This window comes from Luteibacter sp. (assembly GCF_036499525.1).
GTDB lineage: Bacteria > Pseudomonadota > Gammaproteobacteria > Xanthomonadales > Rhodanobacteraceae > Luteibacter.
The window spans coordinates 1-16,206 of sequence record NZ_DASYDO010000026.1; the positions used below are offsets into that span (position 1 = coordinate 1).

Below are 16,206 nucleotides of genomic sequence, written 5' to 3' on the forward strand. Positions count from 1 at the left end.
GCGACCCGGGATTGGTCGCCCGTCGGTTCCGTGACCTTGAATCCCGAACGAGACGCTGTCGTTGACGCGCACGCAAGAGGTATCGGAAAACAGTTGCAAGCTGCATAACTCAGGCGACAAGTACCTTGACGCGCACCGCCAGTGTCGGGGCTTGATATGCCTAAAAGATCTCCTGCACCGTTGCGCGTATACGACGTGAGCAATGCCTTAGGGTCGCGAACTGACTTGACATCATCAAGCTCGCCGTAAGCCAACGATATCTTCGCCTTAACGCTGAACAGGGAGTACAGGATATCCGAAGGTCGGCGCCGCGGATCCAGCGTACGCACTTCCTGTTCAGCACCATGATGTTTCTCGATGAGGCTGCTGTTTGCGTCGTATTTGAAGCTAATATCAACGCCAGCTGGCGAGCGCTCGCGCAGCAGGCTTCCGTTTGCGTTGAAGTTACGAGTGACCTCATACTCGACTTTCCCTGTCGCCCCACGATATATCTGGCCTGCGGCAAGCCCGTCGCCGTTTAGGCTGAATTCGTGTCGCCGGTTCAAATTGTCGACTTCCGCTACCATGCGGTGAGCATCATCGTACTCGAATGAAATGCTTACCTTGTCGCCATCGATCTGCCTTGCGAGTTCTCCGCTGGCTGTGTACGCGAAGGTCGTGACGATGTCCGCTTCGGACGGCGCCCCGTCTGGTCTTGCCCGAATTGTAGTGGAGAGTCTGCGACCACGGGCGTCATAACTGTGGTCCGTAATGACGCCGTTGACGTCGGCGCTCGAACGCACACGCCCCGCACCGTCATAACGCAGGATTGTTTCCGTCAACCCACTCGGATCCGTCAGGGTGTGAACATCATTCTTTCGCCAGTCACATAATCCGATTGATCTTTTACAGCCTGGGGCGTCTCCGTTTCGATAGCCGAGAATGCTCGTGTCACCGGCCCCTTCTACCGGTCCATCAACCGAGGTCAGCAAGCCGTGTGCATCGTAGGCGTAACGCGTCACCCTATCTACGCGCGCATCCGGAAGGTGGCCCGACGACACGGTACGCCGTTTCTCAACGAGGTTTCCTCGATCGTCATAAAGATAGGACACGGATGCCGAGCCCACCTCGATGCTCACCGGAAGGTCGAAGATGGGATGCCATTTCGTGCGTGTTGTCCGAGCACCCGGAGTCCCTGCCGCCTCTGTCCTCTCGCTCTCGAGTCCGCGGTCAGGGTCATAACTCAGGGTGGTGGCGATACCTAAGTAGTCGGTAAACGAGTCTACCCGGCCGTCGCCAAGAAACGAGTACGATCGTTCTATCTTGCCAGGACCTACGAGGCTTTCGCTGCGCTTCCGTATCCTTGGTATGCCGTAGATCGCGCTCAGCTCAAAGCTTTCTTCGCGCCCGCTAAGCGTCCTGTGACGCACCAGGCCGTCACTGGAAAGAATTGCCGTGTTTTTTTCCAGCCCGCCCCCGTGCTCTGACGATTCGGCCCGGTTACGGTGGTCGTAACGAAAAGTCGCAAAGCGCTTGCCGTCTTCTTTGATAATCCCGGTCAGCTTATGCGCCGGGAAGCCACCCATTTCGGGCTCGTCGTAGAGGTACTGAATGGAAGTACCGTCCGCATAAGTGACCTTCGAAAGGTTCGCCTCAGGCCCTGCTGTCAATGTTTCATCGTACTCGTATGCCACATGCCCGCCGTCAGGGCCTGTAACGGCAGAAACACGACCAGAAGAGTCGTAATCCAAGGTGATCGATCGGCCCTTCCAGTCGGTGACCCTGACAAGTTCCTGTGACCCGTCGGTTGAGCCATCCCTATAGGTGAGGTTGAGCGAACGCCCGTTGCCGTCCGTCTTGGATGAGAGATATCCCTTGACGTCGAACCGTTCGATGACTCCATCCGGCCTTGCATACGCCCAACCCTTGCCATCTGTTGACAATCTCCCCCGCTCGTCGGATTCGCTGGCGTATCCATCATCTCGGACGATAAAAGTCGTTTCCTTTCCATCCTCATCGATTAGCGCAATGCCATCAACATAACTCTGGCTTTCGCTGGAGTAGTGACGACGCGACACCAATCTGCGGTCGAAGTTATGTCGCCACCGCGAGCCCATCCGCTCCGTTTGCGGATAAATGACTGCGGTATCCGGATACACAACATTGGCAGGATAAGCGCCACTCTGATAGATCCGAACGAATCCAAGCGCGGATCCATGCGGTGCGCGAATATCAGCAACAATCTCGATCTTCGAAAGCGTCGTAGGATTGATTGGATTTCCAACCAGGGGTGTGGTCGATATGGGGCAGATGTTAGACGAGCTTGTCCGCGGAAGCCCGAGGGCCTTTGCTGTCGGGAGCAGGCCGAAGCGCCGACAAGCCGTCGGGTTGAATGCAGTCAGGCGACTCAAGTTCGCTACCTGGTGAAGACTCGTCGTCGTCAGCACGGCGCCAGAGGGGCAAGAACGAAGCAGTTCTACGTTAAGGGAGGAAATTTTATCTTCCGTCTGACCGTCGGAGTGCGTGATCCTCACAGTCGCCTTGAGGCTTGTCAAACTGCTGACTCCATCGGACGCCGTGATTTTTTCGCGCTCCTTCGCAATGAGCTCGCAGCCCTTGCCATTCAGCGCGTATGGCTCACAGAACAAAGTCACTGCGGGTGCCAAAACCTCGTTGATCTTGTCCTGCGCGACATAGATCTTCCGAATCGACTGATCCGTGCCCTTGAACGGAACTAGTGCACCGTCCTCAATCGATGGGAAGCTGACTACTTCGTCCTGCGCATGCACCTGTGAGCCCCCAAGCGCCAACGCTACGCCTGCGAGCAGGCGCCGCCGAGCAAGACCATACTTATGCAAATTCATTCCCGACCCTCCCTTGTAGTAACAAAGGAAGCTAAAAGCCGGGAGAAACGAAAAGTATCAGATTAGTCTGAAAAACCTCAGCGATTCGCCTCGCTGGCATCCAGCGCCTCACGCACCTTCCGCAACAACCCTCTCGACTGCACCGGCTTCTCGATCACATAAAGATGATCCATCTGCGGCAGCTCATCGAAATTCGGCGGTGAATCCGGACGCGCCAGCAACAGCACCGCGCCGGTGTAACCGTGCTCGAGCAACGCGGCGAGCGTGCGCACGCCGGTGAAGAGGTTCATGTCCGCGTCCATCACCACCAGGTCGGGGACGCCATGCGCTTCGATCCACTGGAGCGCCGCCGTACCGCTTTGGCTTGCACCCGCCTGGTAGCCATAAGCGTCCAGCGTGTCCACCAGCAGCGACAGCTGCACCGCCTCCTCGACCACGACGAGCACCCGCTCGGCCTCGCCCTGCAGGCTCGCATCCATGACCTGCGGATCGATGTGGTCCACGTCTTGCGCACGCTGCGGCAGGTAAAGATGGAACCCCGTGCCTTCACCCACCCGGCTGCGTACGCGCATGAGGCCGCCGTGGCTGGCGACGATGCGCTTGCAGGACAGCAATCCCAGGCCGGTACCCGTCGCCTTGGTGGTGAAGAAGGGTTCGAACAGGCGCTCCAACACCTCAGGCTTCATGCCTTCGCCGGAGTCGATGACCGAAAGGCGCAGGTAACGTCCTGGCGAAGCCGGCTCGACTTCGACGAAGAAGTCCTCCGGCAGGCTCACCACGTCGGTTTCGATCCGAAGCGTGCCGCCGTCCGGCATGGCCTGGATGGCATTGAGGCACAGGTTCAGCAGGCACTGCTGCAATTCGGTGTGGTTGCCCTCGAAGGCTACCTCGGGATCGAAGACGTCGACCTCCATCTTCACCGTGCGCGGCACGCTGCCCTGCAACAGCAGGTTCAGCGCCTCGAGCAAGGCGCCGAGCTTCACCTGTTCCGCTCGTCGCGCGCCCCGCGCGAACGAGAGCATCGACGACACCATTTCCAGGCCGCGGCGGCCGCAATCGCGCACGAGCGTACCGAGGCGCGCGAGCCGCGGATCGTCCGCATAGTCCTCGAGCGTATCGCCCGCGAGCAGCAGCGGCTGGAGAAGGTTGCGCAGGTCGTGACTCAAGCCGCCCGCCAACAGCGCCAGGCTCTCGAAACGCTGCGCGCGAATCAACTCGAACTCGGCACGCTTGCGTGCGCGCTGCTCCTCGGCTTCGCGCAGCGCCCGGCGCACCGCGCTCGCAAGCCGCGCGGTGTTGTGCTTGAGGATGTAATCGGTGGCACCGTTGCGCAGCGCCTCGATTGCGGCGTCCTCGCCGAGCGTGGCGGAGATGAAGATGAACGGGATATCGGTCGAACGGTCGCGCAGGATCTGCAACGCGCGCTCCCCGCTGAAAACGGGCAGGCTGAGGTCCGAAAGCACAATGTCCGGCTGGAAACCGTCGAGGGCGGCGACATACGCCTCCTCGTGGTCCACCAGCCTTACCTCGAACTCGATGCCGTCCTGTTCGAGTTCGCCTAGCACCAGTTCCGCGTCGAACGCGTTGTCCTCCACCTGGAGGATGCGAACCTTTTGGCACTGCCCGCTCATGTCAGTCATGCCTCCCGTCCGCGCTCCCTCAGTCCCCGTCCGGCCGCTGGTTGAGCACGGCCCAGAAATGACCGAGCGTCTGCACCGCGGTGAAGAACTGCTGCACATCCACCGGCTTCAGCACATAGGCATTCACGCCAAGGTCCCAGCTGCGTGCAAGATCGCTTTCTTCCCGCGACGACGAAAGAATCACCACGGGCAGTCGTTTCCAGCGCTCTTCGGTGCGCAATTGCTTGAGGACTTCCAGACCATCCATGCGCGGCATCTTGATATCGAGCAGGATCACGGAAGGATCGCCCTCGAAACGATCGGCATGCGGGCCGCGACGGTACAGCCAGTCGAGGCAGTCCACGCCGTCTTCGACGTGCACGATGGGATTGGCCAGCTTGGCCTCGCGCAGGGCGTCGATGGCCATCTCGGCATCGGCCATGGAATCTTCGACGAGGAGGATGGTGCGCAGGTCGCGCTTGTTCATGTATCACCCGTTCTGGCACCCGGGACATCCGAGGCCGGTAAAGAGAAATGGAAGGTGGCGCCGACGCCGGTTTCGCCTTCGGCCCAGGTACGCCCTCCATGGCGCGCGATGATGCGTCTTACGTTGGCCAGGCCGATGCCGTTGCCCGGGAATTCGGAGGCGCGATGCAGGCGCTGGAACACGCCGAACAGCTTTCCCGCGTACTCCATGTCGAAGCCGGCGCCGTTGTCGCGCACGCTGAATTCATAGTCGCCCACCGGCAAGCGGTTCACCCCGACCTCGATCGTCGCGACCTCGCGGTTGCCCGTGTACTTCACCGCGTTGCCCAGCAGGTTCTGCCACACGGTACGCAGCATGTTCTCGTCGCCGACCACGATCGGCATGGGAGCGATCTTCCAGTCGATGCGGCGATCGCGTGCGTCGGTTTCCACCAGCGCGCGCGCCTCGTCCACCAGCGACTGCATGTCCACGGGCTGCAGGCGCAAGGCCCCGCGTCCCAGGCGGGAGAACACGAGCAGGTCGTCGATCAGCTGGGCCATGCGCCGCGAGGAGCTGCTGATGACGTCGATATAGTGGCGCACGCGATCGTCGGCTTTGTCGCCCAGCTGCACTTCGAGCTTTCCGGCAAATCCCGAAATGTGCCGCAGCGGGGCGCGCAGGTCGTGCGATACCGAGTAACTGAACGCTTCGAGTTCCCGGTTCACGTCCGAGATCTGCTCCACCTTGCCTTCCAGCTGGCGGTTCAGTTCGCTGACCTTCTGTTCCACGAGTGCGCGGGCGGTGATGTCGCTTACCGTCAGCAACAGGGCGGGATCGTTGCTGTCCGGCTGCTCGATGCGGCGCGCGTTGATGACCACGAAACGGTCGATGCCGTCGACGGTGCGCTGGGTGAGTTCGTAATCCCACAGTTCGCGGTCGCGCATGATCACGTCGGCGAGGCGCTGCAGCAGCGCGGTGTCGGTCCAGGCACCTTCGCCGATCTCGTCCAGCGGAAGCTTCCGGTCCCGCTCCGGATCGAAGCCGTAGAGTTCGGCGAAGGCCGTGTTGACCAGCAGCGTCCGCAGATGCCGGTCGAGCATCGCGATGGGCTCGCGCACCGCCTGCACGATGAGCTGGGAACGTTTCACCGCATCGGCCACGCGCGACTCGGCGGCGAGGCGGATGGCGATCTGCCGCTCCGATACCACGACCACGATGCCGAGCAGCGCGATCTGCGCCAGCGCCGCAACCAGGAGCACCAGCCGGTTGTCGTTCGCCAGCTTGCGCGCGGCATCCCGGCGTGCGGAGAGCAGTTTCGTTTCCTCGGCCAGCACCGCCTGGATCTGCATGCGGATGGGGAAGAGTTGGCGCGCATCCTCCATGGACGCGAGTGCGCCGTCGCGATCGCCGGCCTGCAAGCGCCGCAGCGCCTGGTCGGTAAGCGCCATGCGGCCACTGGCAATGGATTCCAGGGCGCCCAGGCGGGCGACCTGCTCGGCGTTGTCGCGGGTCATTTCGCGCAGCCCCGCGATAATGCCGGGAACCACTTTGCGAGGCGCCCGCGCACGCTCGTCCAGCGCCGCGCTGTCCGGCGCGCCGGCCAGCAGGGCATAAATGGCGGCTTCGCTGTTACGCAGGGTTTCGGCAAGTTCGTAGACGCTTGCCTTGACCTCCGCGGTATGGGCCACCCAGTCCCGCGAGTTAAGCGCGTCCTCGGAACTCGCGCGCGTGACAATGTACGGCAGCGCGACGATCACGAGTACGGCGGCGAGCAGGCCCACGAGCCGCCAGCGCAGTCCGATGCGTTCGATCATGCTTCCGTCATCCCCACGACGACTCCTGCCCAGGAAAGGACACTTATTGTAGGCACGGGATGGCCCGCTACGGTGGATCTCATGGCACGCCTGTCGATACGAGGACGGGCACGCCTCCTCTTCTCCCTATGGCAGGAGAAAGAAGGGCGTACCCGTCCAGATGGAGGCGTGCTTAATGCCGAAACGGCCGTGAAGGCCTTGTGACGGCAATAATTCTCAGCGCGCCTGGTCGCTCATGGAATACGGCTGCGCACCGGTGGCGCTGCCCCATGCCTTCGCCGGCGTTTCCTGCATCGAGAAATGCAGTTCGCCGCCGGCCACGATTTCCTCGTGGCGGATGAAGGTGCGATCCAGCGGCTTGCCGTTGAGCGTGACCTTGCCCACGTACGGATGCTTCGCATCCAGATGGTCGGCCGACACGGTGAACGTCTTGCCATCCGAAAGGTTGAGCGTCGCCTTCTCGACGAAAGGCCGGCCGATCACGTACTGGTTGCTCCCCGGCGCCACCGGGTAGAAGCCCAGCGACGTGAAGATGTACCAGGCCGACATCTGGCCGAGGTCGTCGTTGCCGACCAGGCCGGTGGGCGTCGGGGCGTACTGCGTCTGCATGATCTTCACCAGGCGCTCCTGGGTCTTCCAGGGCTGCCCGGCGTAATCGTAGAGGTACGCCACCTGGTGGCTCGGCTCATTGCCATGCGCGTACCAGCCGATCAGGCCCGTGATGTCTTCCACGTGGGCAAACGACTTCGGGTCCACCTTGGCGTCGAACACCGAGTCCAGCTTCTTCACGAACGCGTCCTTGCCGCCCAGCGCCTCGATGAGGCCGGCGACGTCCTGCGGCACGTACCAGGAGTACTGCCAGGCGTTACCTTCGGTGTAGTCGGAGCCGTAACCGGCCGACGACGGATCGAACGGTTCGCGGTAGCTGCCGTCGCTCTTGCGGGCGCGAAGGAAGCCGGTCCTGGTGTCGAAACTATTCTTCCAGTTGCCGGCACGCTTCATGAAGGTGGCGGCGACATCGTCCTTGCCCATGGCCTTGGCCATCTGCGCCAGCGACCAGTCGTCGAAGGCGTACTCGACGGTCTTGGACGCGGCTTCAGGCTGGCGATCGATCGGCACGTAGCCGAGCTTCATATAGTCGTCGAGGCCACCGTAAGGGCCGTAGGTCGCGCTGGCGACCATTGCCTTCAACGCGGCGTTCGCATCGTAGCCACGAATGCCCTTCATATAGGCATCGGCGATTACCGGTACCGCGTGGTAGCCGATCATGCACCACGTTTCCATACCCTGGTACGCCCAGACCGGGAGGATGCCGAACGGGCTGGCCTGCTGCGCGGCGATCAGCGAACTGACGAAGTCGTTGCTCTTCGCCGGCTCGAGCAGGGTCATCAGCGGCTGCTGGGCGCGGTAGACGTCCCAGAGCGACCAGGTGGAATAGAAGTCGAAGCCCTTGGCCGTATGCACCTGATTGTCGGGACCGCGGTACTCGCCATTGACGTCCATCGACAGGCCCGGCGCGATCATCGCGTGGTACAGCGCCGTATAAAATGTCTTGCGTGTCTGCGCGGGCGCCTGCACGTCCACGGTGGACAGCGCCTTCTCCCAGGCCTGGCGGGCCTCCGCCCGACGGGCGTCGAAATCGAACCCGGCACCATCCCTGTCCAGGTTGGCGACGGCGTTGTCCTCGCTGACCGACGACACGGCGACCTTGACGATCAACGGCTTGGCCAGGTCGCCGAAGTCGAACACGCCCTCCAGTGCCCGGCCGCTGATGGCATCGACGTCCTCGGCGCGATTGCCCGGGCCGGCGAAGCCCTTATAGGGCACCCCCGTTTCCCGGTTCTTGAGGCTTCGCGAGGACATCGGCTGGTTGAAGCGCATGGCGAAATACAACTGCCGGCCCGGGGCCCAGCCACGGGTGGCGCGACCGCCGGTGACCGTGCCGTCCGCACGCAAGCGCAGCGACGACCACAGCACCTTGCCCTCGTAGTCATAGATGCTGGGACGCAGGTCGAGCAGCAGGTGGGCCGGCTTGCCCTTGGGGAAGGTGTAGCGGTGCCAGCCCACACGGGCCCCGGCGGTCAGCTCGGCGCGAACGCCGTAGTCGGCCAGCGTGACGGCGTAGTACCCTGCCTCGGCTTTTTCGCTCTTGTGATCGAACCGCGAGCGATAGCCACTACCAGGCTGGTCGGGGGAACCGGGATCCAGCTTCACATCGCCGGCGATGGGCATGACAAGTACATCGCCCAGGTCGGAATGTCCGCTGCCGGAGAAGTGCGTATGGGAGAAACCCATGATGCTGGAATCGCCGTACTGGTAGCCGGCTGCCCATTTGTACGCGTGCTTGAAATCCGGCATGGCCGTGTCCGGCGAGAGCTGGATCATGCCGAAGGGTACCGTGGCGCCCGGGAAGGTATGTCCGTCGCCGCCCGTTCCGATCAGGGGATCCACTGCCGCGAAGGCGCTGTCGGTCTGGCTGGCGGGGGCTGTGGCGGCGATAGCCGGCAAGGCCAGGGTCAGGGCGGCGGCCAGCAGGCCCCGGCGCAGGCGGGTATTTCTCGACATCGTGGGTTCCCCGGTGATTTGGATCGTGACAAACGCGTCGAACGTAGCAAAAATAGAGCTTTCGCGCATGCTGCAGTGCGTGATGCATCCCTAAGCCCCCCGCGCGATGATCGCCGGGTTTAGATCGTTTGAAGGAGTTTCAATGTCGAGGAATACCCCGCAGCGCCGCAAGGTGACGCTCGCCGATATCGCCCAAGGGTGCGACGTCTCGCGGGCCACCGTCTCGCTGGTGTTGCGAGGTAGCCCGCTAGTGAACTCCGTCACCCGGGGCCGGGTAGAAGCCGAACTCAAGCGCCAGGGCTACGTGTACAACCGCGCGGCCGCGAACCTGCGCCGGCGCACCTCCTCCAGCATCGGCCTGGTCATCAACGACCTGGGCAACCCCTTCTTCGCCGAATTCGCCGCCGGCGCCGACGAAGCCCTGGCCAGCGCCGGGTACGTCACCCTGCTGGGCAATACCGGCGAATCGCCGGTACGCCAGCAGGCCGTGCTGAACTCCCTGATCGAGCATGGTCCCGCCGGCATCATCCTGTCGCCGGCCGAAGGCAGCGAGGGCGAGCAGGTGCTGGCGGCCGTGGGGATGCATACGCCCCTTCTCGTGTTCAACCGCGAACTTCCCGACGACGACGGCGCCCATCGCTGGGACACGCTCGAGATGGACAACGAGCACGGCGCCCGCCTCGCTACGGAACATCTCATCAGTCTTGGCCACCAGCGCATCGCTTTCTTCGGTGGCCACCGCGATTCCAGCTCGGTGGAACAACGCCGCCGGGGCTATGCGGGAGCGATGCGCGATGCCGGCCTGAAGGTCGATCCAGCGTGGCTTATCGAGAGCGCGCCGACGCGCCTTGAAGCGGCGCGCCAGACCGGCGCGCTATTCGCGCGCGATCCCGCGCCCACGGCGGCGGTTTGCTACAACGACGCCGTCGCGCTGGGGCTTATGCTTGGCCTGACGAAGCGAGGCCGTCGTCCGGGCGAAGATTTCGCCCTGACCGGCTTCGACGACGTCGCCGAAGCGTCGGTCTGCGTGCCGCCCCTCACCACCATCGCGGTCGATCCGCGTGGCCTGGGGCGTCGCAGCGCCGAACTCATCCTTGAAAGACTTGGCAATCCCGAGACGGAAGCTGCCTATACGATCGCGCCGGTCAGGCTGGTCGTACGCGAAAGCAGCTGCACACCGTCTTCTCCCTGAACTCGAATATGGAGCGCCCCATGGCCACCGGTCACACGCCATCGCCCACCTCGCCGTCCACGGCGACACCGGGTGACAACCGCTACACCTATTTCCCGTTAGCTCTCGGCGTGATGTCGACGACCTTCTTCATGTGGGGGTTCCTGACTTCCCTGAACGACATCCTGATCCCGCACCTGAAGGCCGTGTTCGAACTGAACTACGCCCAGGCCCTGCTGGTCCAGTTCACCTTCTTCGGCGCGTACTTCATCATGTCGCTTCCCGCCGGCAAGCTGGTCGCGGCACTGGGCTACAAGAAGGGCATCGTCGCGGGCCTCATCATCGCCGGCATCGGCGCTGCGATGTTCTGGCCTGCCGCGGGCATGCGCGTCTACGGGTTTTTCCTTGGCGCCCTGTTCATCCTGGCCACCGGCATCACCGTGCTGCAGGTAGCGGCCAACGCTTACGTGGCCCTCCTCGGTCCCGAGAAGACCAGCTCGAGCCGACTCACCCTCGCCCAGGCGCTGAATTCGTTCGGCACCTTCCTCGCACCGCTCTTCGGCGGCCTCCTCATCCTGTCCACTGCGGTGAAGAGCAGCGCCGACATCGCGACGTTGAGCACGGCGGAGCAGATCAGCTACCGCGCACACGAAGCCGGCACGGTTCAAGGCCCATACATCGGCCTGGCCGTGGTGCTGGTGCTGCTGGCGATCGGCGTCTACCTGTTCAATCTGCCCGCTCTCGAGGAAACCACCGAGAAGGCCGACGAAAGCCACCACTCGCTGATGGATGCCTTAAAGACGCCGCACGTGTTCTTCGGCGTGCTCGCCATCTTCTTCTACGTGGGTGGCGAGGTTTCCATCGGCAGCTTCATGATCAACTACCTCGAACTACCCGAAATCGGCAATATGTCGGGCGCGGTGGCCGCCAGCCACGTGGCTTTCTACTGGGGCGGCGCGATGGTCGGCCGTTTCATCGGCTCCGCGCTGCTGGCGAGGTTCTCGCCGCGACTGCTGCTGGCGTTGTTCGCCGTCATCAACGGGCTGCTGGTCATCACCACGATGTCGACGACGGGCACCGTCGCCGTGTACAGCATCGTCGCGATCGGCCTGTTCAACTCGATCATGTTCCCGACGATCTTCTCGCTCGGCATCGAACGCATGGGTCCGCTGACCGGCAAGGCCTCCAGCCTGCTGATCATGGCCATCGTCGGTGGCGCGCTGATTCCCTGGATCCAGGGTGTCATCGCCGACCAGATCGGCCTGCAACATGCCTTCTTCATTCCGCTGATCTGCTACGCGTACATCGTGTTCTATGGTCTCAGCGGTTCGAAGGTTCGCAGCGTGCCTGTCGCGACGCACTGACCGCTTCCACCCGACGGCCGGCCACGCGTGACCGGCCGTCGTGTTTTTCTTACCCCCAAGGACAGGCCGTAGCATGTCTTCAATCCTCTGCTTCGGCGAGGCGCTGATCGATTTCCACGCACAGCCCCAGGGCGGCGCCGGTCAGCCTCCCGCCTTCGTTCCCTTCGCTGGCGGCGCGCCGGCCAATGTCGCTGTCGCCGCGGCACGCCTGGGCGGAAACGCCCGCTTCGCCGGCATGCTCGCACGCGACATGTTCGGCGACTTCCTGCTGAAGAGCCTTACGGAACTCGGCGTCGGTACGGAGGACGTGGCCCGTACGGACGAGGCGCGCACCGCGCTGGCCTTCGTCGCGCACGATGACAAGGGCGACCGCAGCTTCAGCTTCTACCGTCCGCCCGCCGCCGACCTGTTGTTTCGTCCCGAGCACTTCCGGCGGGATGCCTTCGACAACCTCGGCATCTTCCATGTCTGCTCCAACTCGCTGACGGAGGCCGCGATCGCCGCGACCACCGTCGAGGGCATGCGCCGCGCGCGCGCAGCGGGTGCCCTGGTCAGCTTCGATATGAACCTCCGTCCCGCCCTGTGGCCACGCGACGAAGCGCCGCTGCCGCGCATCTGGGAAACCCTGCACGAAGCCGACCTGATCAAGCTGAGTGCCGAGGAATTCGCTTTCGTCCATGCAGGAGCGGCGTCCGACGACGCCGTGCTCGAGCGCCTGTGGCAAGGCAAGGCCCGGCTGTTGCTGGTAACCGATGGCGCCGAGCCGATGCACTGGTTTACGCGTCACGCGCGCGGCGCCTTGCAGGGCTATCGCGTGGACGCCGTTGATACGACCGCCGCGGGCGATGCGTTCGTGGGTGGGCTGCTCGCACGGCTGGCGACCGAAGGTGTCACGCCCGAGCGCTTCGATGCTCTCATCGAGGACGAAACCCGCCTTGTCGGCCTGATCCGGTTCGCCGCCGCCGCCGGCGCGATCACGGCCACGCGAAAGGGATCGTTCACCGCCATTCCCGACCAGGCCGAGGTAAAGGCCTTCATGGAGAAGCACGCATGACAACTGTCCCCCTGCCCGATTTCCATGCCGTCGACGTCCTGCGCGACCACGTTGCGAAGACGATGGCCTTCTACAAGCCGAACGAGGTCGATGCGGCCGGCGGCTTCTTCCAGTACTTCAAGGACGATGGCACGGTGTACGACCGCGGTCATCGCCACCTCGTCTCCAGCACGCGCTTCGTCTTCAACCACGCGATGGCCTACCTCGAGTTCCACAAGCCCGAGGACAAGGAACTCACCATGCACGGGCTGAAGTACCTGCGCGAGGTGCACCGCAACCCGGAAACCGGCGGCTATGCCTGGACGATCGCCGACGGTAAGCGCGACGACCAGATGAACCACTGCTACGGCCTTGCCTTCATGCTGCTGGCCTACTCCTGCGGCGTGAAAGCCGGTTTCGATGAAGCACGCGGCTGGCAGGACGAGATCTGGAACCTGCTCGAGCAGCGCTACTGGGAACCCTCACACGGCCTTTACCGCGACGAGGCTGACAAGGACTGGAACTTCACCGGCTATCGCGGCCAGAACGCGAACATGCACATGACCGAGGCGATGATCGCCGCATGGGAAGCCACCAAGGACGATCGCTACCTCGACCGCGCCATGCTGCTGGCGAACAACATGACCCAGCGCCAGGCGGGCCTGACCCCGCAGAAACTGGTCTGGGAGCACTACCACCAGGACTGGTCCATCGACTGGGAATACAACCTCGACAATCCCAAGCACCTGTTCCGCCCGTGGGGCTTCCAGCCCGGTCACCAGACGGAATGGGCCAAGCTGCTGATGATGCTCGAGCGTTATACGAAGGGCACGCCCCGTCACAAGGACTGGCTGGTTCCTACCGCCCGCCACCTGTTCGACGTGGCCCTCGACAAGGCCTGGGACAAGGAATACGGCGGCATCGCCTACGGGTTCGCACCCGAGGGCGAGGTGTGCGACGACGACAAGTACTTCTGGGTGCAGGCCGAATCGCTGGCTGCGGCGCAACTCCTGTTCGAAACCACCGGCGAAGCGAAGTACGACGAGTGGTACGAGAAAATCTGGGTGTACAGCTGGGAGCACCTCGTCGATCACACTTACGGCGCGTGGTACCGCATCCTCAAGCGCAATAACGAAAAATACGACGACGAGAAGAGCCCGGCTGGCAAGACGGATTACCACACCATGGGCGCTTGCTACGAGGTGATGGCGTCGCTACGGCGGATGCAGGGGTAGGAGCGCGCCTTGCGCGCGACATGTTTTGAGGCCGTAGCCCGGAACTGGCGCGTGAATCCGGGAACAGAGGCGAAAACATGTCGCGCGCAGGGCGCGCTCCTACGGTAGCGTCTGCTTCAGCGTGTCGATCCCTTCCCACGGATCCGCCTCCAGCGTCTTCGCCCGCTTCAGCGCCTTCTTCAGGTCGAACGCCCCACCGCTCTTCAGCCGCGCAATCTCTTCCCAACGCAGCGGCATCGCGACAGGCGCGCCCGGACGGGCGCGCAACGACCACCCTGTGACACTCGTGGCGCCGCGCGTATTGCGCAGCCAGTCGATGAAGATCAGCCCTTCGCGCTTCGCCTTGCTGGCTTCCGCGATGTAGAGTTTCGGCTTCTCCGTGACGAGCGTATCGGCGACACCTTCGCAGAAGGCCTTCACCTTGTCCCACGGCGGCCCGGGACGGATCGGTGCGACCACGTGAAGTCCCTTCCCGCCGGACGTTCGTACGAAGCTCTCCAGCCCCGCCTCGGAGAGTTGCTCGCGGATGGCACGAGCCCCGGCGACGACGGCTTTCCACGCCACGCCCTTCGCCGGGTCCAGGTCGAAGATCACCCGGTCCGGCTTGTCCGGCTCGCCGGCGCGGGAGCCCCAGGGATGGAATTCGAGCGTGTTCATCTGCACGAGTTCGAGGACACCGCGCATGTCGTCCACATAGATATATTCCGCGTCGTCGCCGCCCTTCTCTTCCAGGGTAACGGAATGCACGTGCGCGCCTAGCGTATCGGCGTGGTGTTTCTGGAAGAAGCACGGACCTGACGAACCCTGCGGACAGCGCACCAGTGATAGCGGACGGTCCCGGAGTTCGGGAAGCATCCACGGGGCGACGGCTTCGTAATACGCCGCGACCTCGCCCTTGGTCGGTCCACCCTCTCCGAACACCTGGCGCTCGGGGTGGGTGATGCTCACGCCGCCAACGACGAGGTTGACCATCGGTCAGCCCGCCTTTCGCTTCGCCGGCGTCTTGCGGCTCGCGGTCTTCTTCGTTGCCTTCTTGGCGGCGGTCTTCTTCGCGGGCGTCTTCTTGGCCGCAGCCCTCCGTGTGCTCGTTTTCTTCGCCGCCGGTGTACGCGTCTTCGCGCCGATGCTCTTCTTCAACAGCGCCATGAAGTCCACCACGTTGGTCGTCGCATGCTCCGGTGTCCGGTCCTCGTCCTCGACCGTGGTCGTGACACCCTTGCTCTTCAGCCGCTTCTCGATGGCGGCGCGCAGCTTGGCCCTGAACTCGTCGTGGTAGTCCTCGGGTTTCCACTTGCCCGACATGGATTCGATGAGCTCCCTGGCCATCTCCATCTCGCGCGACGAGATGCGATATTCGGACGCGGCCTTGCCTGGCAATTCATAGTCGTCCACGTCGACGATCTCGGCCTTGTAACGAAGGAGATTCATGACCAGCGCATCGCCTTGAGGCATGACGGCGGCTAGGTATTCCCTGGTGCGGATAACCACTCGTGCGATGCCGACCTTCCCGGTCTTCTTCAGCGTCTCGCGCAGGAGTACGTAGCCCTTTTCGGCCTTCTTCGCCGGCAGGAGCACGTACGGCTTCTCGTAATAGGCGGGAGGGATGTCCTCGCCGTCCACGAAGGCGTCGATCTCGACGGTCTCGTGCGCATCGCTGGCGGCGTTGCGGATGTCCTCTTCCTCGAGGACCACGTAGTTACCCTTCTGGTACTCGAAAGCCTTGACGATTTCCTTCCAGGGCACTTCCTCGCCCGTGTCCGCGTTCACCCGCTCGTAGCGCACGGGCGTGTTGTCACGCTGGTCGAGCATGCGGAAATGGAGGTCGTTGCGACGTTCGCCGGACATCAGCCGGATAGGAACGTTAAGCAGACCGAACGATAGCGTTCCGGTCCAGATGGGGCGGGCCATGGGGCGGTCCTCGGCGCGTATGTGCGGCGAGGATACGGTCGCAGGCGTGGAGGGATTGCAAAAATCGGCCTTGTGTGAGAGCCGCTGTAGGAGCGCGCCCCGCGCGCGACAGCTTTTGGGGCTTTGAGCAACAGGTCTTGTTGCTCTTCGCGAAAAGCTGTCGCGCGCAGGGCGCGCTCCTACCCGTG

The 16,206-nt window shown here is 63.2% G+C and carries 10 protein-coding genes and 1 pseudogene; 4 read left to right on the plus strand and 7 right to left on the minus strand.

Going from position 1 to position 16,206, the window contains the following annotated elements:
- Window positions 1-2,030: 2,030 nt before the first annotated feature.
- From VGM71_RS17640 to VGM71_RS05185, 5 genes and pseudogenes are all read right to left on the minus strand, one after another.
- Window positions 2,031-2,843: pseudogene (locus VGM71_RS17640) on the minus strand (hypothetical protein); the annotation flags it as partial.
- Between the two features lie 77 nt (window positions 2,844-2,920).
- A complete protein-coding gene (locus tag VGM71_RS05170; RefSeq protein WP_331542753.1) occupies window positions 2,921-4,483 on the minus strand; it encodes a response regulator in 1,563 nt (520 codons plus the stop codon).
- 19 nt (window positions 4,484-4,502) lie between these two features.
- On the minus strand, window positions 4,503-4,949 hold the full coding sequence (locus VGM71_RS05175; RefSeq protein ID WP_331542754.1) for a response regulator: 447 nt from the start codon (window positions 4,947-4,949) through the stop codon (window positions 4,503-4,505).
- Complete coding sequence (locus tag VGM71_RS05180) at window positions 4,946-6,742, minus strand: sensor histidine kinase (RefSeq protein ID WP_331542755.1); 1,797 nt, start codon at window positions 6,740-6,742, stop codon at window positions 4,946-4,948. The genes VGM71_RS05175 and VGM71_RS05180 overlap by 4 nt, the downstream gene beginning before the upstream one ends.
- Window positions 6,743-6,958: 216 nt before the next feature.
- On the minus strand, window positions 6,959-9,307 hold the full coding sequence (locus VGM71_RS05185) for a GH92 family glycosyl hydrolase (protein ID WP_331542756.1): 2,349 nt from the start codon (window positions 9,305-9,307) through the stop codon (window positions 6,959-6,961).
- Window positions 9,308-9,449: 142 nt separating this feature from the next.
- Here VGM71_RS05185 and VGM71_RS05190 point away from each other — a divergent pair, with 142 nt between their 5' ends.
- From VGM71_RS05190 to VGM71_RS05205, 4 genes are all read left to right on the plus strand, one after another.
- The gene (locus VGM71_RS05190) at window positions 9,450-10,499 is read left to right on the plus strand and encodes a LacI family DNA-binding transcriptional regulator (RefSeq protein WP_331542757.1); all 1,050 of its coding nucleotides are present in this window, start codon (window positions 9,450-9,452) and stop codon (window positions 10,497-10,499) included.
- Window positions 10,500-10,612: 113 nt separating this feature from the next.
- Window positions 10,613-11,842 (plus strand): L-fucose:H+ symporter permease, encoded by a 1,230-nt coding sequence (fucP, locus tag VGM71_RS05195; RefSeq protein WP_331542815.1) that lies wholly within the window; start codon window positions 10,613-10,615, stop codon window positions 11,840-11,842.
- 73 nt (window positions 11,843-11,915) lie between these two features.
- Window positions 11,916-12,896 carry a carbohydrate kinase gene (locus VGM71_RS05200; RefSeq protein WP_331542758.1) on the plus strand — a complete coding sequence of 327 codons (981 nt, stop codon included), beginning with the start codon at window positions 11,916-11,918 and terminating at the stop codon, window positions 12,894-12,896.
- Entirely contained in the window at window positions 12,893-14,110 is a 1,218-nt protein-coding gene (locus VGM71_RS05205) for an AGE family epimerase/isomerase (RefSeq protein ID WP_331542759.1), read from the plus strand. Before VGM71_RS05200 ends, VGM71_RS05205 begins: the two co-directional genes overlap by 4 nt.
- Before the next feature lie 99 nt (window positions 14,111-14,209).
- Here VGM71_RS05205 and ligD read toward each other — a convergent pair whose 3' ends face one another.
- Window positions 14,210-15,082 (minus strand): non-homologous end-joining DNA ligase, encoded by an 873-nt coding sequence (ligD, locus tag VGM71_RS05210; protein ID WP_331542760.1) that lies wholly within the window; start codon window positions 15,080-15,082, stop codon window positions 14,210-14,212.
- 3 nt (window positions 15,083-15,085) lie between these two features.
- Window positions 15,086-16,018 (minus strand): Ku protein, encoded by a 933-nt coding sequence (locus VGM71_RS05215; RefSeq protein ID WP_331542761.1) that lies wholly within the window; start codon window positions 16,016-16,018, stop codon window positions 15,086-15,088.
- Between the last annotated feature and the right edge of the window lie 188 nt (window positions 16,019-16,206).